Genomic DNA, 18,898 nt, shown 5'->3' with positions numbered 1-18,898 from the left:
GCCGAACTCAGAAGTGAAACGACTCAGCGCCGATGGTAGTGTGGGAGATCCCATGCGAGAGTAGGTCATCGTCAGGCCCCTACACCCAAGCCCCGCCGGCAACTCCGCGCGGGGCTTTTTTGTGTGTGATTATAAACCGTGATGATCTTCACGGATTAATGAATGGTCACCTCAGCGGTTCTGCCGCATGATCAGGGTCACAGTACAGCCTGTATTCAGGGTCTAGATTATCGGTATGACAACGGCTATTCACCCTTCAGCTGCGAGACCTCCAATGCGGATCACGGGAAGCGTCATTGGTCTATTCCTGATTGCATGCGTCCCGGCAGTTAATGCTGAGATGAAGCCCATGAGCGATCAGGAAATGGGGGATGTAACGGGTCAGTCAATGCTGGCACTGGACGTCACCGAATCCGGCGGCAAGGATTTCACCCGCTATACCGTTGGCGCGGAAGCGGATTTCCAGATGAATATGGAGGAGTTGGCGGTGGGCGAGACTGCCAATGGGGCGGATGTTGCGGTGGATCATCTGTCCTTCGGCCATATTGCTCGTCAGGCCGGCGATCAGTTTGACGGTAATAATTACAGCGCAGGCGACATTGTCCCTTTCATTGGCCGGGACCCCTATCTGGAGCTGGCGGATGACCAGAACGGTGATGTGGTCGGGTTCCGTGTTGGCTTTACGGAATCAAGGGGCACACTTTCCGGAGACATCAGCTCGCTGACAGGACGTCTTGGCATCGATATTGTTGATGGTGGAACAACAAAACAGGGCCAGCTGCTTCAGGACGATGGCACGGCGAACAATCAGCGCGCCACTCATTATGGGTTGGCGGATTCCGCGGATTGCAGTCCCGGCGGTTCAGGCTGTGCCCCCTTGAGTGCGTTTGAAACACTTGAAGTTGGTGAACGTAAGTCTGACGGGGGAGCCGGTTTCACCAACAACTTCTTCATTTCCTTTCAGAATGAAGCGGTGGAATGGAATTCGCCCGAGGGTCAGGGCTCGGTGCAAACCGATGCCGGCGTCTTTCTGAATATTCCCACAGCCATGCGGGTTGAGCTCCAGGAGCTCGAAAAAGATGTGGTGTCGCCCCGCTCCCGCACTGAATATATTGATCGTGGTGAAGGGCTCTTCTGAGCTTGCCGTTCTGCCGTATCGTGTTCTGGTGTTATCCTGTGTTGCTGCCGCGCTGAGCAGGAGATACCGGTTTGCAGTCCTTTTTCTGGCATGACTATGAAACCTTCGGTGCTGACCCGATACATGATCGACCCGCGCAGTTTGCGGGGGTCCGGACGGATCCAGAGCTTAATATCATTGAAGATCCTGTAACGCTCTATGCCCGGCCTGCCGAGGATTTTGTACCTGATCCGGTCGCAACCCTGGTAACGGGCATCACCCCCCAGGACTGCCTCAACGAGGGATTGCCTGAAGCGGAGTTCATCCAACGGATCAATGATCTGTTCATGGAACCAGGCACCTGTGCTGTGGGCTATAACAGCCTGCGCTTTGATGATGAAGTGACCCGACACACTCTTTACCGGAATCTACGGGATCCGTATGCGCGTGAGTGGCACAACGGTAACTCTCGTTGGGATATCATTGATATGGTCCGCTTGGCTCATGCTGTCCGGCCTGAAGGTATTGAATGGCCCAGGCATGAGGATGGCAGGCCGTCTTTCCGCCTTGAGGATCTGACCGCCGCCAACGGTATTAACCATGGTGAAGCACACGATGCCATGGCGGATGTGTATGCCACGATTGAGGTTGCACGGCTTATCCGGAACCGCCAGCCCAAGCTCTTTGACTATGTGCTCAACCACCGGAGCAAGCGCTCGGTTCTGGGCATGCTGGATACTGAGCGGTGTAAGCCTGTGCTCCATGTATCGTCCATGTACCCCTCAGAGCAGGGGTGCTGTGCGCTGGTCGCACCTGTGGCGGCTCATCCCATCAATCGTAATTCAGTGATCGTGTTTGATCTTAGACAGGACCCGCGTCAGCTTGAAGGGCTGTCACCGGAGGGTATACGCGAACAACTGTTCAAACCTGCGGATGAGCGCAGCGAGAGCGACGGGCCAAGGCCGGCCCTCAAGGAAATCCGCGCGAACACCTGTCCGGTTGTGGCACCGGCTGCTCTGCTCAAGGATCTGTCTGAGCAACGTCTGCAGCATTTCGGGCTCGACCGGGATCGGCTCCGGGCGAATCTGAATGCATTGAAGCAAATGGAGGGGTTGGCGGATCGGCTCCAGAAGGTCTATGGAGAAAAGCCGCACGAGGAAAAGCGTGATCCGGACGAAGCGTTGTATTCAGGTGGCTTCATCAAGGATGCGGATCGGCGCGAGCTGCAGGAGATCCTGGAAACACCGCCGGGTCTCATGGGCGAGCTGGAACCGACTTTTGAAGACTCACGTCTGCCGGAACTGTTCTTCCGGTACCGGGCACGTAACTACCCGCAGAGTCTCAGTGCCGATGAACAGGAACGCTGGGAGCAGTTCCGCCAGCAGCGGCTGATGGATCCCGGGTCGGGTTGGCGCAGTCTGCCAGGGTTTTTTGAAGACCTGCAGCAGCGCATGGCCGACTCTTCGCTGAGCCGGCGTGATCAGCTACTGCTGCAGGATCTCCAGTTCTATGGCGAGTCGCTTATTCCGTCTCTGTAAGCGTACGCCGGAACCAGCCGTCGTATTGCAGGCTCTGGAGTGATTCAGCGTCCTTCGGAACATCCCGCCGGGCATTGATGACCAGGGCCCTGGGATTCTGTAAAAGAGCTTCCCGGAACGTTGCCATCAGCGCTTCATGGTCAATCGCCTTAACGGCACTGACGAGCTGTTTACGGTGGTTAAAGTCGTGGTTGCCACGATCGATTTCCTGCCAATAGCGGTCAGCTACTTCGCTCAGTTGAGTGTCGTCCTGCTCCAAGCGGCTGACAACGGCCTGCTTTTCGCGTTCCAGCGTATCCGACTTAAGACCGGCAAGGCGTTTCTCCTGCTTTGCCAGGAAAGTGGTTACACTGTCGTTGATGCTTTCAAAGCTGTTTTCCGGAGACTGGACGATAAAACCGATCCCGGGGGCTTCAAGCATTGGGTAGTAGGTTCCCTGAACGATGTAGCCCATCTGCTGGTTGGTTCGCAGCCTCTCGTAGAAGGGCGCAGACAGCAGCTGGGCGAGAAGCCGGAAGTGCGCTTGGGTGGCATAATCGGAATCATCACCCTGTATATAACGCAGGTAGCCCTGGTCCGAATGGCGCACGCTCACATCCAGCGTCTGTTCCTCTCTGGCCAGCCGATGCACCCGCGCACGGGGAACGTCTGTGGATTCCACACCATTCATGATAAGGCTTGAGACCCGCGAGCGTGTATTGAGCGCTGCTGCGCGCGTCATATTGCCGTGTACGAGCATGACGGGATCCAGCGCCTGATAGAAGTGCGCGGTGTGTTTCTTGAGAGCTTTCGGGGTCAGATCCTTTGCTGCTTCCAGCCGCGCTGTATGGGGGAATACATTTTCCAGCAGCTTTTCATGGACACGGCTGGAGGCGATTTCATAGGGGCGTCGCTCTGCCGCATTGGCGAGATCGTCGCGGATCTGCTGGAGCCGGGTACGGATCCGCTCTTCGTTAAGGTCGGGATGGCGCAGTTGTTCCAGTACATCGTCCATGAGCCGAGGCAGCTTGTCGCTGTAGCCGCTGAGTCGGACTGTAATGCCCCGAATATGGCTGTAGATACGGTAATCCAGCCCTGCGACCTTAGCTGGGTAGGCGAGAGCATTGAGCTCATCCCGAACGGTTTCCGCCAGCAGACGCGTCAGTACTGCCTTACGGGCGGATCCGCCCGCTGCGGGTGAGCGCAGTGAGAGGTAAACGTTCGCTCGGGGCGCTTCAAAACGAGTGTCACGCGCAAACCAGAGCTCCAATGGTTGCTTGCCCATGGCTTTGGGTTGGGGCATATCATCCCCTTCTACCAGTGACAGATTCTCTGGAATGAACGGGTTAGGGTCAGGCAGTTCAAGTTTGCCGCTCTGTTCGCTTCCACTCACGAGCTGGGCCGGATCAAGGTCGCTCAGCCGGTAAGGAGTATCGTAGTAGGGGGTGGTCGACCAGCTGTCATCGGCTTCGTTGGGCGCCTGAACGGATACCAGCACGTTGTCAGGCTGGAGGTGGGTCAGCAGTTCACGGTAGACAGAGGGTTCATAGGTCTCGTAGAGCCAGGGAGCGATCACTGCGTCGTCAGGTGCCACCCGGTGCAGACGGCTGGCGAGGGTGCTGGCTTCGTGAATGGGTTTGCCGCGTTCCCGAAAGCGCAATTCAATATCGTTGAGCTTCTGCTGTTCCTCGAAATACACCTGGCGGATGCCGTTCTCCCGGATGAGCTCCAGATAGTCAAAAGTCAGGCGCACCGCTTGGCGCCAGCGTTCATGGCCCTCTGGCGTGAGTGACATGCTGATGTTCATCATGGCCTGGTCGCCGGTGTCCATGCTCTGGCCCGCCGATAGTTGATCAACAAGACCGGCGTCTTTCAGCACGGCGTGGAGGCTGCCACGGCCTTCATGGCCGATAAGATGAGACAAGTAGGAAAGCGGTTTGTTGCGGTAGTCATCCTCGGTTGAGGGGATTGGGAATGTCAGCTGAAGTCGCCGTTTGTCGCGGATCGCTTCAACCTGCAGAAGCTCTGGTAGCTGCTCGCTATCCAGAAATGGCTGGGTGTAGCGGGGGGCGTCGTGACCCCGGTTGGCGACCGGCGAGAACCGGGGTTCCACCAGGGATTCAAGTTGATCCAGCGATTGCGGACCAATGACCACCAGCTCCATAAGGTCGGCTGAATAGTTCTGTTCGTAAAAGGCCACGGTTTCATCGCGCAGCTGGCCCTTCTCATTGGACAGGGTCTCCAGGTTGCCCACCGTGAATCGGGCCAGTGGGTGACCCTGGGGGAAAGTCTGCTTGAGGGCGGACCAGAAGCGGCGCCCGTCGCTGCGCCGGTGTGCGGAAAACTCGGAGTTGACGGCATTGCGTTCGCGTTCAATCAGTTTCGATGCAAAGGTCGGCACCTGGAACTGCTCGGAGAAACGATCGAGTGCCGGTTCCAGGAAGTCCGGCTCAACATTGAAGAAATAATTAGTGTCGAGGGCACTGGTGTAGGCGTTGTGCGAGCCGCCATGGCTGTTGATGAACGACTTGTATTCGCCCGGATCCGGGTAGGTCTCGGTCCCCAGGAAAAGCATGTGCTCTGTGAAATGCGCCAGCCCAGGTCGTTTCTCCGGGTCAGCCCCGGCGCCGACGTGAACATCCAGCGCGGCAGCGGCCTTGTCGGCACGCGGGTCTGATACCAACAGCGCGCCCAGCCCGTTGTCCAGTGTCAGATAACGGTAGTCGGCAGTGGCATCCGGCCCGGTCTGGGGTGCAAGTCGTTGTGAGACGTCAGCCGTTGTCGCAAGTGTGATCAGGCCAAGGGTGGCACCCAGGGCGAATCGTGCCAGCTGGATGGCTGGTCGCGCGTTGCAATGCGTGGTCATGGGCCGGGCTCCGGGTCAGTGCAGGGGTTCATCCTGGTCGCGTTCGGTGCTGTCGGCAACTGCAGCCTCCGCCAGTTCTCTCATCTGCTGGACGTTCAGGCTGCCGTTGGCGATCCTTTCCAGGATTGAGCGGTAGTCGCGCAGCTGCTGCTGATAGGGCTCGAGCTGTTCCTGGAAGGCTTCATCGATGGCCTGATAGACCATCTGGATCTGTTCGGCACGCTCACGCCCATCATCGGCAGCCCGATTGATGGCTTTGAGGCAGGCTCTGGCAATGGCAATGTACGCGTCATTCTGCTGATCTTGCATGGTCTTGTCGGATCGTGCGCTCATTGGGGATATTGGGATAACGGAATCGAGATTAATGGCATTCCGGACCATTTTCAAAGGAAACCGGCTATTCTGGCAGCCGATTCTGTCACGCTATCGAGAGGAATATCGGGATGGTAGCACTTGAGGATATGCTCAGCCGGGTGGAGTCACTGGTTGCGCATAAGGATTGGGCGTCACTGGCAGCACTTGATGATGAGGTCCGTCGCAGTGTCGATGAGGCTGTGGCGGATGCTGATCAGCTGGGCGAGGAACGGGTAAGGTCGGCGGTGGAGCGCCTTCAGACGCTCTATGACCAGGCCCGCGAGGGCTCAGAGGAGGAGCGTGATGAGGCGGCTCAGGCGTTACGTTCAACCAACCGAACCCAGAAAGCGGCGAAGGCGTATCTCGACAATCAGTAGCCCGTAGAATGACGCCACCGAGAAAAGCTGCGTCATAAAATTGACTCCGGCGCCCTCAGAGTCTTAAATACGTGACAATCCCGTGACGATGGATTCACGGAACCATTATAAACGTCCTGACCCCAAGGCTGCTGGTTCGATGCCCGAGACTGCCGTTGTTTTTCTCGTTGTGGACGACGAACAGCGTCGACACGATCTCTGCCTGATCCTGGAGTTCATCGGGGAGGTGGTGTATGCCGCTGATCCCGAGTACTGGATCGCGCCCCTGGAACAGACCGATGATGTTGGTGCGGTAGTCGTTGATGGCGAAAGCAGCGCGGCCGTGGAACACCTCAATGGGATAGCCCAGCGCCAGGCCGGTGTGCCTTTTCTGCAGATTGGCGAGCATTGTCTTGAAGGCCTGAGCGAGGAGGCGGAATCCCGTATCATCGCGCGTATTGCCTGGCCCCCGAACTACACAAAATTTGTAGACTCGATCTATCGGGCCCAGGTGTATCGGGAACAGTATGCGCGCAGTGGCCAGCGGGCCCAGCAGCGGGAGGTGCAGCTTTTCCGTAGCCTGGTGGGGACAAGCCGCCGAGTCCAGCACGTACGCCAGCTCATGGCCCAGGTCGCCGATAAAGAAGTAAGTGTGTTGATCACGGGCGAGTCTGGGACGGGCAAGGAAGTGGTGGCCCGTAATCTCCACTACCATTCTCCCCGCCGGGATAAGCCCTTTGTGCCGGTCAATTGCGGTGCGATTCCCGGTGAGCTGCTTGAAAGTGAACTCTTCGGTCATGAGAAGGGCGCGTTCACCGGCGCCATCAGCTCGCGTGCCGGACGGTTTGAACTCGCCGAGGGTGGCACCCTGTTTCTTGACGAGATTGGTGATATGCCGCTGAGCATGCAGGTCAAGATCCTGCGAGTCTTACAGGAACGCACCTACGAACGGGTTGGTGGCAATCGCACCATGAAAACCGACGTGAGGGTGATCGCTGCAACTCACAAGAATCTTGAAACCATGATCGAAAACGGTGAATTCCGTGAAGATCTCTACTATCGCCTCAATGTCTTCCCGCTGGAGATGCCCTCCCTGCGTGAGCGTGTGGAGGACATACCACTGCTGATTAATGAGCTCATTTCCCGGATGGAAAAAGAAAAGCGTGGCTCGATCCGCCTGAACTCCGCCGCCATTATGAGCCTCTGCCGCCATGACTGGCCGGGGAATGTGAGGGAACTGGCGAATCTGGTCGAGCGCCTGGCCATCATGCACCCCTACGGGGTGGTGGGCGTCCCGGAGCTGCCGCGTAAATTCCGCTATGTGGACGATCTGGATGAGTCCCACGAAACCGAGGATTCGGGGATGCCTGCCGATATTGAGGGGCTCAACAACCTGGACTCACCGGCGCTGCTTCCGGTGAATGGTCTGGATCTCAAGGATTATCTATCGAATCTGGAAAAGACTCTGATTGAGCAAGCCCTCAACGAAGCGGATGGCGTCGTGGCCCGGGCGGCCGAGAAGCTCCGGATCCGCCGCACTACGTTGGTGGAAAAAGTGCGCAAATATGGCCTCAGGGAAGCATCCGAGTCCTGAAGCCGCGACAAAAAATTGGCTTGCTTGCATGCCTTTATCCGCCATCTATAGGAATTTGAAGAGAAAAATATAGGTGGCACGGAATCTGCTCCTGTCTCCCTGAACTGAACGAAAAGCTGCGCATGGAGCGTGGCATCGGTACGGGAGAAGTCCATGAGCCAGCAGACATCCGAGCGTAATGAATCCGAAGCCCCGCATAACGCGGCCGCGGATGCGAACGACAAGGTGACCTCCCTTTTCGGCGCTCATCACGAGCCGGATACCGGGCCTGTGGATGAGGCGCTGGAACGGTTCAACCAGATGTCGCGCCAGATCACCGATTCCTACCGGACGCTGGAAGAACGCGTGAATGAGCTTGCGGGGCAGCTCAGCAGCGAGGAGCGGCGACGCCGTGATGAGTTGGAAGAGCGCGAAAAGGTTGCCAACCGACTTTCAACCCTTCTGGACGTGCTGCCTGCCGGGGTTGTGGTGCTCGACAGCCAGGGGGTGATCAGCCAGTGCAACCCGGCTGCGGTGGAACTGCTGGGTGAGCCGCTGGAAGGCCAGCGCTGGGTCGACGTGATCCAGAGGGCTTTCGCTCCCCGACGCGATGATGGTCATGAGGTCTCTCTCAATGACGGACGCAGGGTGAATATCGACATCCGCTCAATGGATAACGAACCTGGCCAGCTGATTCTGCTTACCGATCTGACCGAAACCCGCGAACTGCAGTCCCGCCTGGCGCGTTCCGAGCGCCTGTCCTCCATGGGTCGCATGGTGGCGTCGCTGGCCCACCAGATCCGGACGCCGCTTTCGGCGGCTATGCTCTATGCCGGTCACCTGTACGAAGAAGATCTGGACGCGGAAATGCATGAGCGCTGCGCCGGCAAGCTGATGGCGCGTCTACAGCATCTGGAGCAGCAGGTACGGGACATGCTCATTTTCGCCCGGGGGGATATCCGGCTGGCAGAGCAGCTGGGCGTTGGCGAATGGGTGCAAGCGGTTGTGCAGAATTCGGAGACCGCGCTCCAGACCCGCAGGGCAACACTTGCGGCACCGGATCATGTGCCCCAGGGAGCGATCGCCTGCAATCGCGAAGCCCTGGTTGGCGCCTGCCTTAACCTGATCAACAACAGCCTGGAAGCAGGTGCGGATGCGCTGTCGCTGAGTGTCTCACAGGCGGACGGCGAAGTCCGTTTCTGCCTGCAGGACAACGGACCGGGCCTTTCGCCGGATGAGCCTGAGCGTGTCACAGAGGCGTTTGTGACGACCAAGTCCCATGGCACGGGTCTGGGCCTGGCTGTGGTCAATGCAGTGGTACAGGCGCACAAGGGGCGCTTTGAGCTGGCATCGGACGGGCACAGCGGCACGAGCGCAATCATCACGTTGCCTCTTACCACGCCGAATAATGGGTGATCCCGAGCTTTTATCGGAGAGATAGTCATGGCAAAACAGAAGATACTGATTGTTGAGGACGACGGGGAGCTGCAGGAGGCACTGGTTACCACCCTGGAAGTGAAGCGCTATCGCGTCAGTGAGGCGGCCAGTGGTGAGCAGGCACTGGAGACACTGGCGGCTGGCCCTGTGGATCTGGTGATCAGTGACGTGCAGATGCCCGGCATGGACGGTATCAGCCTTCTGGCGGAGATCCAGCGTCAGCATCCCGGTGTACCGGTGCTGCTGATGACCGCGTATGGCCGGATTGAGCAGGCGGTTTCCGCCATGCAGGCCGGCGCGGTGGACTATCTTGCCAAGCCCTTTGAGCCACAGGTGCTTACGGATATTGTGGCGCGGGTGCTCGGTGGCCCCGCCTCCGGTAGTGCCAAGCGGGCGATTGCCGAGGACGCCGCCAGCAGGCGGATGTTCCAGCTTGCCCGTAAGGTTGCCGCCACGGATTCCACTGTGCTTATCTGTGGCGAAAGCGGCACAGGCAAGGAGGTGCTTGCCCGCTATATCCACGACGAGTCGAATCGCGCTTCCCAACCCTTTGTGGCCATCAACTGCGCCGCGATTCCGGAGAACATGCTGGAGGCGATTCTGTTCGGTCATGAAAAAGGCGCCTTCACCGGCGCCCATCAGGCCTCGCCGGGTAAGTTCGAGCAGGCTAATGGTGGCACACTGCTTCTGGATGAGATCTCGGAGATGGAGATTGGTCTTCAGGCCAAGCTCCTGCGGGTGTTGCAGGAGCGCGAAGTGGAGCGGGTTGGGGGGCGCCGCAGCATCCAGCTGGACGTGCGGGTGATCGCCACCACCAACCGGGATCTCCAGCAGAACGTTGCTGCGGGCCGCTTCCGTGAAGATCTGTACTACCGGTTGGGTGTGTTCCCGTTGCAGTGGCTGCCGCTGCGCGAGCGCCGCGACGACATCCTGCCGCTGGCTGAACACTTGCTCGAAAAGCACGCCCGCCAGATGCACATGACCGGGGTGACGCTGGATCCCAGCGCTCGCGGGGTTATTTACGAGTACGACTGGCCGGGCAATGTGCGGGAGCTTGATAACGCCATCCAGCGGGCCCTGATCCTGCAGCAGGGACAGGTTATTACCGACCGGGATCTTAGCCTGGACCAGAGCATGACCGGTGCTGCACCGCCGCCACGTGCACCCCGGCAGGAGCCCGGGCCAGAGCAGTCGAATGATAGCGGCATCGAAGCGGTGGCGCGCGCGGATGAGGGCGCACCGGAAGAGGATTCAGCGCAAGAGGATGATGCCCAGGACGCGTCTCTGGGAGATGACCTGCGCCAGCGTGAGTTCCGGATCATACTGCAGACGCTGCGTGATGAGCGTGGACGGCGCAAACAGGCCGCGGAACGCCTCGGCATCAGCCCCCGAACGCTGCGGTATAAGCTTGCGCAGATGCGTGACTACGGCATTAATCCTGAACAAGAGCTGGCGTCCGTCTGACGCCCTGTCCTCGTGCCTGCCCGGGCATCTGGCCCGGGTTTTTTGTGTCAAAATCACGTCGACCCACCCGTTAATTCTGCCCCCTGTCATCAAATCCTTTCCTGATAGGCACGCAGTTGTTTGTAATTATTAGAAAAATTATTCCTGGCCTGGAGTTTGCTTCCCGGTTCCCCAGATGAAGCTGCCCATGGCGGACGCCAGAGCACCGGGAGGAAGACAATGGTGGAACGAGCTGATGTAAACTCCGTGTTGACTGATATTCGCGCGCTGCGTGAACAGATGCAGGAGCGCCAGCAGGTGCAGCCCGATCAACTGCGTCCGGAGCAGATGCAGCCGGGTCAGAAGCCGGGTGAAGTCCAGGAGGGTGAGGGCCCCAGTTTCATGGACACGCTGCAGGGGGCGGTTAATCAGGTTAACGAGCTCCAGCAGACATCATCGGATCTCAAGACCCGTTACACCCAGGGTGACCCGGAGGTTGACATCACCCGCGTAATGGTGGAAAGCGAAAAGGCCTCAGTGGCCTTTGAGGCCACCACCCAGGTACGCAATCGTGTGGTCAAGGCCTACGAGAAGATCATGAACATGCCGATCTGATTCGGTTTAACGGGGGCTCCGCCTGCTGGCGGCGTGTGGTGACAGGAGCGCACAATGGCGAACGTACCGGCTGAAACGCAACAGACCAACCCGCCGGCTAGCGGTGGTGAGCAGGGTAACGAGAGCGGCACGGGCGGCTATACCACCTTCCGGCTGGGTGCCAATAGCGTGACGCTGCTGCGCCAGGTGGGGCTGATCGTCGGGCTGGCCGCCAGTGTGGCACTCGCCGTGGCGTTGGTGCTCTGGGCCCAGGGCTCGGATTACAAAGCGTTGGTCGGGGACATGAGTGAGTATGATCCCGCCGAATTGACCCGTGTGCTGGACAGCACCGGTGTTGATTACCGCATTGAGCACCGTAGCGGAGCCCTTCTGGTAGCCTCCGACGACATCCATGACGCGCGTCTTGCCCTGGCCCGGGAAGGCGTAACTCAGGATCAGGGCATGGGGTTCGATATCATCATGCAGGATCAGGGTCTGGGTACCTCCCAGTTCATGGAGAAGGCTCGGTTCCATCGCAGCCTGGAAGGCGAGCTGGCAAAGACGGTCCAGGCCATGGGCTCGGTGCGCAATTCGCGTGTGCACCTGGCCATTCCCGAAGATTCGGTCTTTGTCAGTGACAACCGCAATCCGTCCGCATCCGTGATGGTGGACCTGGGCTCCGGACGTCGTATGGGAGAGGGGCAAGTGCGCTCCGTGATCAATCTGGTGGCCGGCAGCGTGCCCCAGATGAGCCGGGACGATGTCACGGTTGTGGATCAGCAGGGTAACCACCTTTCCGCCAATGTGAACAACGAAGACGCCCAGCGAATGGCGCAGAAGTTCCAGATGCAGCAACGTGTGGAGGATCGGCTCAAGGACCGTGTTGCCGGCATCCTGGCGCCCATCATGGGACGTGAGCGTTTCAACGCGGAAGTCTCGGTGGATATGGATTTCAAGGCTGTCCAGCAGGCCGAGGAGATCTTCAATCCCGAGCAGCAGGCCTTGCGCAGCGAAAAGACGGTGGAGGAAGTTAACAGTCAGGGCGGTGCGGGTGGCATTCCGGGCGCGTTATCCAATCAGCCGCCGGGCGAAGCTGAGGCCCCGGAACAGGCCGGTGATGGTGGCGGTGAAGAGGGGGGCGGATCTCGGAGTTCCCGTACTTCTGCTACCCGCAACTATGAAGTGGATCGGTTGCTCAGTTTCACGCGCCAGGAGCCGGGCTCGGTCAACCGGTTGAGCGTGGCGGTGGCTGTGGATGACCTTAAACGCACCAACCCGGACACCGGTGAGACAACCAGTGTCGAATGGCCCCAGGCGGAGCTTGAGCGCCTGACCCGTTTGATCCGTGATGCTGTAGGCTTCTCGGCGGCCCGGGGCGATAGCGTAACTGTAGTCAACACAGGCTTTGCGGAGCAGAAAGAGCCTGAGATTGAACCGGTTCCGTTCTACCAGCAGCCCTGGTTCCAGGACAGCATCCGCCCGGTGATTGCCGGTATCGTGATTATCGCACTGGCGCTTCTGCTGGTTCGGCCCACACTCAGAACGCTTGCCTCCGCTGGAGGAAGTGGCGAAAGTAGTGGCGGCGGTGGTGGTGAGTCGGACCTTGAAGGGCTTGGTGGTCTCGACGATATTGAAGGCAGTGAATCGATCCGCTCAGCCATGGGCAGTGACGATGATCGGCTTTTGCCGGATACTGGTGAAAGCTATGATAAGGAGCTGAACGCCGTTAAAGGCCTGATTGCGGAAGATCCCGCAAGGGTGGCGCAGGTGGTCCGTCAGTGGGTGAACGCGGATGAGTGACGAAGACAATGCAGGCAGTCGCGCCGAGCCTTCGCGCAAGCTGGGGCGGATTGAGCAGGCAGCCATTCTGCTGATGACCCTGGGTGAGGAGGATGCCGCCCAGATCCTCAAGCACATGGGCCCGAAAGAGGTGCAGCGCGTGGGGATGGCGATGTCCCAGCTTCAGGACGTTCCCAAAAACGATGTTGAATACGTGGTAGGGGAGTTCTTTGAAGCCGTGGGCGGCCAGACCGGGCTTGGCGTGGGTGCTGATGATTATATTCGTTCGGTGCTTACCAATGCGCTGGGTGAAGAGAAAGCTGGAAGCCTGATTGACCGGATTCTGATCGGGGGCAATACCACGGGGCTGGACACGCTTAAGTGGATGGAGCCCCGAGCGGTGGCGGACATCATCCGCTATGAGCATCCTCAGATCCAGGCGATTGTGATCTCCTATCTGGATCCGGATCAATCCGCCGAGATTCTGGGGTCACTGGATGACAAGGTGCGCCTTGACGTCATGATGCGGGTGGCTTCGCTTGAGTCGATCCAGCCGCAGGCACTGCAGGAGCTCAATCACATCCTTGAGAAACAGTTCTCCGGCGGTACCGGCGGCCAGGCCAGCCGTATCGGCGGCATCCAGCGCGCAGCTGATATCATGAACTACATGGACCGCAGCGTGGAAGGTCAGCTGATGGATTCGGTCAAAGACATGGATCCCGATCTTGGCAGCGAAATCGAGGATCTGATGTTCGTTTTCGACAACCTCAAGGACGTCGACGACCGTGGCATCCAGGCGTTGCTGCGTGAGGTTTCGTCGGACGTGCTGGTGGTGGCTCTAAAGGGAGCAGAGGAGGAGGTCAAGGAAAAGATCTTCAAGAATATGTCCAAGCGTGCCGGTGAGCTGCTGAAAGACGACCTGGAGGCCAAGGGGCCGGTTAAGGTTTCCGAAGTGGAATCGGCCCAGAAAGAAATCATCACGATTGCCCGGCGCATGGCCGAAAGTGGCGACATCGTGCTGGGCGGTTCTGGCGAGGAAATGCTCTAGATGACCCGCCACTCGCATCGCGACCGGATTCCTTCCGGCGATCTCACGGCCTATGAGCGCTGGGAAATGCCGCTTCTCGACGAAAACGGGCAGCGGCGGGCGGGCGTGGAAGAAGTCGAGCAGAAAGACGTCCAGCCGCTGACTGCGGAACAGCTGGAAGCCATCCACAATGAGGCGCGCGATGAGGGCTACAACGCCGGGTTCGAATCCGGCAAAACCGAAGGCATGGATCAGGGTGCCCGTGAAGGCTACCGGGTTGGCTACGACGAGGGTCATGCCGCAGGGCGAGAGGCCGGGGAGCAGCAGGGCCATGAGGAGGGGCACGAACGGGTGCGCCAACAGGAACAACGGCTGCAGCAGATCATGGACGCGCTGGTTCGCCCCATCCGGCAGGAAGAAGAGGCGGCCGAAGCAGCGCTTCTGAATCTGGTCATGGCCCTTAGCCGCTCCGTGATCCACCGGGAACTCCAGTTCGACAGTTCCCAGGTCGCCAGTATTGTGCGACAGGCTATCCAGAGCCTGCCGGACAGTGACACTGACATGCGCATCCGGGTGCACCCGGATGATGCGGAAATGGTGCGCCAGGCGGTTGAGGGTGTGGCCGGCAATGCCACGGTGGTACCGGATGAGCACATTCTCCCTGGGGGCTGCACGGTAGGAAGCAGCCGCAGTCTCGTGGATTACACGGTGGAGAAACGTTTCCAGAAACAGGTGCAACGAATGCTTGAAACCCGGCTCAGTGATAGTGACGAGGGCGAGCGCAGTGAGCTGGGCGCGGTGATGGGTGAAATGAGCGACTATCACCGGGATGTACTGGAGTCTGACGACGGGCCTGAAGCCGGTAACGGTGACGACAATGGCGCTCTCTGAGCGGCTGGGGCGGTTTGCGCAGGCGCTTCCTGAAGCCAGCGGCCCGGAGCTCAGTGGCCGACTTACGCGCATGGTGGGGCTGACTCTGGAATGTGTGGGGTGCCCCATGGAAGTCGGCGACCGCTGTCTGATCCAGGCTGAGGACGACACCGAGGTGGAGGCCGAAGTGGTCGGCTTTGAGCATGACCATCTCTACCTGATGCCGCTGACCGCCATCAGCGGCCTGCGCCCGGGTGCTCTGGTTACGCCTATGGAGAGCGCCAGCCGGGTGCCGGTAGGTGAGGGCCTTCTGGGCCGGGTTGTGGACGGCGCCGGTGAGCCTCTGGATGGCCGGGGGCCACTGGAGACCACTCGTTATGTCCCCTTTACCGGTACCATTATCAACCCCCTCAAGCGCACGCCCATACGGCGACGTATGGACGTGGGTATTCGCGCCATCAACGGGCTGCTCACCGTGGGCGAGGGTCAGCGCCTGGGTCTTTTTGCCGGCAGTGGCGTGGGTAAGTCGGTGCTGCTGGGTATGATGACTCGTTTCACCGAGGCCGACATCATCGTGGTGGGGCTCATTGGTGAGCGGGGCCGCGAGGTTAAGGAATTCATTGAGGAAATTCTTGGGGAAGAAGGTATTGCCCGCTCTGTGGTGGTCGCCGCCCCGGCGGACGACTCTCCTCTGATGCGTCTGCGCGCCGCCATGCTGACGACCCGTATTGCTGAGCATTTCCGCGATCAAGGCCATAAGGTGCTGCTTCTGATGGACTCGCTCACCCGCTATGCTCAGGCTCAGCGTGAAATCGCTCTGGCTGTGGGTGAGCCGCCCGCCACCAAAGGGTATCCACCGTCGGTTTTCGCGCGCATTCCGCAGCTGGTGGAGCGGGCGGGTAATGGTGAACGCGACGGTGGTTCGATTACCGCCTTCTACACAGTGCTGACCGAGGGCGATGACCAGCAGGACCCCATCGCGGATGCGGCCCGCGCCATACTCGATGGTCACATGGTTCTTTCACGTGAGTTGGCCGAGGAAGGTCACTACCCGGCCATTGATGTGGAAAGCTCTGTAAGCCGGGTTATGCCGCATGTGGTCTCCGAGGCCCATATACGCCAGGCGCAGCGGTTCAAGCAACTGTATTCACGCTATCAGCAGTCGCGGGATCTCATCAGTGTTGGTGCTTACCAGAAGGGCACGGATCCGGAAACGGATCTGGCTATCGACAAGATGCCGGAAATGCGTCAGTTTCTTCAGCAGGGGCTTAATGAAAGGGCGGGGTGTGAGGAAGCTGCAACGGCGCTTGAGGCTATTGTGGGTGGCCAGGAGGCCGGCTCCGGGCAGAGTACGGATAAGGCCAATGCGCAAACAGGCTCACAGTAATGGGTGATTCATGAAGCGGCGTTCGCAGCGACTGCAGGTGGTTCTCGAGATTGAGGACCGTAAGGAACAGGCGGCCAGGGAGCGCTTCCAGGCGACCCAGCAGGCGCTGGCGGAGCAGCAACAGCGGCTTGAAGAGCTGGAACGCTATCATGGCGAGTACCAGCAGCAGATCCGCGATGAGGCCTCGGGAACCACCTCCGCGGCAAGGCTACAGGCCGGTCAGCAGTTCATCAGCCAGCTGGTGGCGGCCATCGGTCAGCAGCAACAGCAGGTCGATCGTCACAGGGAGACGATGGAGCAGGCCCGGCAGCAGTGGCAGCAGGCGCGTGAGCGGCGCGAGGGTATGGCCCGCTACATTGAAACCTGCCGCCAGCGTGAGGCTCGTGAGGATGAGCGTCAGGAGCAGAAGATGCTGGACGAGGCTTCCAACCAGCGTTTTGCCCGTTCGAGTCAGCGTCAGGGATAGTGGCAACCGGCCACGTGACATCAGACCATGGTGATCTATGCTCTGATGGATGATGTGGTCGTGCACGACAGGGGGAACAATGTCGATTACCACAGAGCGCTCAGGGGATGGTTCCGAGCTGACCATCCGGATTGAGGGGCGGTTTGATTTCAGCTCACACCAAGCGTTCCGCCATGCGTATGAGGGCGAAGGGCAGGAGATTGTCCGTTACGTGATTGATATGCGGGACACGACTTACCTGGACAGTTCCGCGCTGGGCATGCTCCTGCTGTTGCGGGATTACGCCGGAGGAGAGAAAGCCGATGTACGCATCGTCAACTGCAACGGGGATGTGCGCCGTATCCTGACGGTTTCCAACTTCGAGCAGCTTTTCCAGATTGACGACTGACTCCAGCGCCACGATCCCGCTGAGGATACTGATTGCGGACGACAATCAGAGTGACCGTATGATCCTCAAGGCCATCCTGACCCGTCACGGCCATGAGGTGATCATGGCGGAGGACGGTGTCCAGGCGGTCGCGGCTTTTGAGCAGCAGCGACCCCAAATGGTGCTGTTGGATGTGCTCATGCCCAACATGGACGGGCTTGAGGCCGCGCGGCTCATCAAGGCGGCCGCTGGCGAGGATCTGGTCCCCATCATTTTCCTGACCTCGCTCAGTGACGCCGAGTCGCTGGCCTCGTGTCTGGAGGTCGGCGGCGACGATTTCCTGACCAAGCCCTATAACCGTGTGATTCTCCGCGCCAAGATCCACGCCTTCCAGCGTATGCGCGATCTGCATCAGAGCCTTCAGGATGAGCGTGACCGTACCGATCAGCGCAATCGCCAGATGATGCGCGAGCAGGCTCTGGCCCGTCGGGTATTCGACAATATCGCTGGGCGTGGCTGCCTGGAGGCGGACAATGTCCGGTTCGAGGCGTCCCCGATGTCCATTTTCAATGGCGATGTGCTGTTCGCCTCGCCCAAGCCTTCTGGCGGCATGCATCTTTTTGTTGGCGATTTCACCGGGCACGGGTTGCCGGCCGCCATTGGGGCCCTGCCCATGTCGGAGATCTTCTATGGCATGACGGCGAAGGGGTTCGCGATCAGCGATATCCTCAGAGAAATGAACCGCAAGCTCCAGAATATTCTGCCCACAGGGTTTTTCTGTTGTGCGGCCATGATCGATCTCAATCTGCGCTCTGGTGATGCTGAAGTCTGGAACGGCGGCCTACCCACGGCGTGGATACTTCGTCATGACGGAACTCAGGATGAGCTGCCGTCACGCCATCTGCCTCTGGGGATTCTGCCGGGAGAGCGCTTCTCTGCTGCCTGTGAGCGCCACAAGCTGGCGCTGGGGGAGCATATGCTGCTGGCCACGGACGGCGTGATTGAAAGTTCCAACGGGGAAGGTGAGATGTTCGGCGAAGAGCGTGCGGTTGCCGCTATTGGCCAGCGTCGGGCGCCGGACGAGGGGTTTGACTGTCTGCGCGATGCAGCACACTGGTTTGGTGAGGGGGTGGTGAGCGAGGATGATATCACTATCCTCGATGTGGCGATGGTACAGGAATCGGCTCTGGGCGCTCTGGAGCACGAGGTGCTGCCGGATACCGGTACTGGTCCTGAACAGTGGCGGCTTCAGTACGATCTCCGCGATCGTTCCTTGGCGGAGTTCAATCCGGTGCCCCTGTTGCTGCATGTGTGCATGGACGTACCGGGCCTGCGCCTGTTCAGTGGTGATGTTTATACCGTCATAACGGAATTGTTCAGCAATGCTCTGGAGCACGGTGTCCTGCGTCTGCCTTCGGGACTCAAAGACTCCCCGAGTGGCTTTTCGCGCTATTACAGCGAGCGCGAGCGCCTTCTGGGGCAGCTTGATAGTGGCTGGGTTTCGATTACCCTGGAACACCAGGCCCACGGCGATGATGGCGGCGGAACCCTTCTGGTAACGGTTGCTGATAGTGGGCCGGGGTTCGAGTTCCGGGAGGGGGCGTCGTCGCTGAATCATGAACAGCTTTCCGGTCGCGGTATCGCGCTTGTACAAGCGTTGTGCCATGACGTACGCTGGAATCAAAATGGCAATTGTGTAGAAGCAAAGTACACTTGGCGTTCCGGGTAAATTCCGTGGCCCGGGC

Annotated in this window: 16 protein-coding genes and 1 rRNA gene; 15 read left to right on the top strand and 2 right to left on the bottom strand. The window is 59.4% G+C overall.

The window, feature by feature from the left end:
• From rrf to sbcB, 3 genes are all read left to right on the top strand, one after another.
• A 5S ribosomal RNA gene (gene rrf / locus AAF659_RS15165) occupies positions 1-77 on the top strand; the annotation flags it as partial.
• Between the two features lie 158 nt (positions 78-235).
• Positions 236-1,138 (top strand): DUF6160 family protein, encoded by a 903-nt coding sequence (locus AAF659_RS14410; protein ID WP_349752480.1) that lies wholly within the window; start codon positions 236-238, stop codon positions 1,136-1,138.
• A 71-nt stretch (positions 1,139-1,209) separates the two neighbouring features.
• Entirely contained in the window at positions 1,210-2,655 is a 1,446-nt protein-coding gene (gene sbcB, locus AAF659_RS14405) for an exodeoxyribonuclease I (protein WP_349752479.1), read from the top strand.
• Here the strand turns inward: sbcB and AAF659_RS14400 are convergent.
• Entirely contained in the window at positions 2,639-5,500 is a 2,862-nt protein-coding gene (locus AAF659_RS14400) for an insulinase family protein (protein WP_349752478.1), read from the bottom strand. The genes sbcB and AAF659_RS14400 overlap by 17 nt on opposite strands.
• 15 nt (positions 5,501-5,515) lie before the next feature.
• Positions 5,516-5,809 carry a hypothetical protein gene (locus tag AAF659_RS14395; RefSeq protein ID WP_349752477.1) on the bottom strand — a complete coding sequence of 98 codons (294 nt, stop codon included), beginning with the start codon at positions 5,807-5,809 and terminating at the stop codon, positions 5,516-5,518.
• 134 nt (positions 5,810-5,943) lie between these two features.
• Here AAF659_RS14395 and fliT point away from each other — a divergent pair, with 134 nt between their 5' ends.
• From fliT to AAF659_RS14335, 12 genes are all read left to right on the top strand, one after another.
• Complete coding sequence (fliT, locus tag AAF659_RS14390) at positions 5,944-6,231, top strand: flagellar protein FliT (protein WP_349752476.1); 288 nt, start codon at positions 5,944-5,946, stop codon at positions 6,229-6,231.
• A gap of 139 nt (positions 6,232-6,370) precedes the next feature.
• Positions 6,371-7,804, top strand: coding sequence for a sigma-54 dependent transcriptional regulator (locus tag AAF659_RS14385; RefSeq protein WP_349752475.1), 1,434 nt, complete (start codon positions 6,371-6,373; stop codon positions 7,802-7,804).
• Positions 7,805-7,957: 153 nt separating this feature from the next.
• Positions 7,958-9,199, top strand: coding sequence for a sensor histidine kinase (locus tag AAF659_RS14380; protein ID WP_349752474.1), 1,242 nt, complete (start codon positions 7,958-7,960; stop codon positions 9,197-9,199).
• Between the two features lie 27 nt (positions 9,200-9,226).
• Positions 9,227-10,684 (top strand): sigma-54-dependent transcriptional regulator, encoded by a 1,458-nt coding sequence (locus AAF659_RS14375; RefSeq protein WP_349752473.1) that lies wholly within the window; start codon positions 9,227-9,229, stop codon positions 10,682-10,684.
• A 219-nt stretch (positions 10,685-10,903) separates the two neighbouring features.
• Positions 10,904-11,278 carry a flagellar hook-basal body complex protein FliE gene (gene fliE, locus AAF659_RS14370; protein ID WP_349752472.1) on the top strand — a complete coding sequence of 125 codons (375 nt, stop codon included), beginning with the start codon at positions 10,904-10,906 and terminating at the stop codon, positions 11,276-11,278.
• Positions 11,279-11,332: 54 nt separating this feature from the next.
• On the top strand, positions 11,333-13,057 hold the full coding sequence (fliF, locus tag AAF659_RS14365) for a flagellar basal-body MS-ring/collar protein FliF (RefSeq protein WP_349752471.1): 1,725 nt from the start codon (positions 11,333-11,335) through the stop codon (positions 13,055-13,057).
• Positions 13,050-14,084: a flagellar motor switch protein FliG gene (fliG, locus tag AAF659_RS14360; RefSeq protein ID WP_349752470.1), complete on the top strand. Its 1,035-nt coding sequence runs from the start codon at positions 13,050-13,052 to the stop codon at positions 14,082-14,084. Before fliF ends, fliG begins: the two co-directional genes overlap by 8 nt.
• Complete coding sequence (locus AAF659_RS14355; protein ID WP_349752469.1) at positions 14,085-14,954, top strand: flagellar assembly protein FliH; 870 nt, start codon at positions 14,085-14,087, stop codon at positions 14,952-14,954.
• Positions 14,941-16,320: a flagellar protein export ATPase FliI gene (gene fliI, locus AAF659_RS14350; protein WP_349752468.1), complete on the top strand. Its 1,380-nt coding sequence runs from the start codon at positions 14,941-14,943 to the stop codon at positions 16,318-16,320. The genes AAF659_RS14355 and fliI overlap by 14 nt, the downstream gene beginning before the upstream one ends.
• A gap of 10 nt (positions 16,321-16,330) precedes the next feature.
• Entirely contained in the window at positions 16,331-16,786 is a 456-nt protein-coding gene (gene fliJ, locus AAF659_RS14345; RefSeq protein WP_349752467.1) for a flagellar export protein FliJ, read from the top strand.
• 79 nt (positions 16,787-16,865) lie between these two features.
• The gene (locus AAF659_RS14340) at positions 16,866-17,174 is read left to right on the top strand and encodes an STAS domain-containing protein (protein ID WP_349752466.1); all 309 of its coding nucleotides are present in this window, start codon (positions 16,866-16,868) and stop codon (positions 17,172-17,174) included.
• The gene (locus AAF659_RS14335; RefSeq protein WP_349752465.1) at positions 17,164-18,882 is read left to right on the top strand and encodes an ATP-binding SpoIIE family protein phosphatase; all 1,719 of its coding nucleotides are present in this window, start codon (positions 17,164-17,166) and stop codon (positions 18,880-18,882) included. Before AAF659_RS14340 ends, AAF659_RS14335 begins: the two co-directional genes overlap by 11 nt.
• Positions 18,883-18,898: the final 16 nt, after the last annotated feature.

The sequence above is a fragment of the Salicola sp. Rm-C-2C1-2 genome (assembly GCF_040196175.1).
Lineage (GTDB): Bacteria > Pseudomonadota > Gammaproteobacteria > Pseudomonadales > Oleiphilaceae > Halospina.
This window is presented reverse-complemented; position numbering and strand designations above follow the sequence as displayed.

Bases quoted from the DNA above. Each gene is read 5' to 3' on its own strand.
- AAF659_RS14410 (WP_349752480.1), top strand. From the start codon at position 236: ATGACAACGGCTATTCACCCTTCAGCTGCGAGACCTCCAATGCGGATC.
- fliI (WP_349752468.1), top strand. From the start codon at position 14,941: ATGGCGCTCTCTGAGCGGCTGGGGCGGTTTGCGCAGGCGCTTCCTGAA.
- AAF659_RS14385 (WP_349752475.1), top strand. From the start codon at position 6,371: ATGCCCGAGACTGCCGTTGTTTTTCTCGTTGTGGACGACGAACAGCGT.
- fliG (WP_349752470.1), top strand. From the start codon at position 13,050: ATGAGTGACGAAGACAATGCAGGCAGTCGCGCCGAGCCTTCGCGCAAG.
- fliF (WP_349752471.1), top strand. From the start codon at position 11,333: ATGGCGAACGTACCGGCTGAAACGCAACAGACCAACCCGCCGGCTAGC.
- AAF659_RS14355 (WP_349752469.1), top strand. From the start codon at position 14,085: ATGACCCGCCACTCGCATCGCGACCGGATTCCTTCCGGCGATCTCACG.
- AAF659_RS14380 (WP_349752474.1), top strand. From the start codon at position 7,958: ATGAGCCAGCAGACATCCGAGCGTAATGAATCCGAAGCCCCGCATAAC.
- fliT (WP_349752476.1), top strand. From the start codon at position 5,944: ATGGTAGCACTTGAGGATATGCTCAGCCGGGTGGAGTCACTGGTTGCG.
- AAF659_RS14400 (WP_349752478.1), bottom strand. From the start codon at position 5,500: ATGACCACGCATTGCAACGCGCGACCAGCCATCCAGCTGGCACGATTC.
- AAF659_RS14395 (WP_349752477.1), bottom strand. From the start codon at position 5,809: ATGCAAGATCAGCAGAATGACGCGTACATTGCCATTGCCAGAGCCTGC.
- AAF659_RS14340 (WP_349752466.1), top strand. From the start codon at position 16,866: ATGTCGATTACCACAGAGCGCTCAGGGGATGGTTCCGAGCTGACCATC.
- AAF659_RS14375 (WP_349752473.1), top strand. From the start codon at position 9,227: ATGGCAAAACAGAAGATACTGATTGTTGAGGACGACGGGGAGCTGCAG.
- fliJ (WP_349752467.1), top strand. From the start codon at position 16,331: ATGAAGCGGCGTTCGCAGCGACTGCAGGTGGTTCTCGAGATTGAGGAC.
- fliE (WP_349752472.1), top strand. From the start codon at position 10,904: ATGGTGGAACGAGCTGATGTAAACTCCGTGTTGACTGATATTCGCGCG.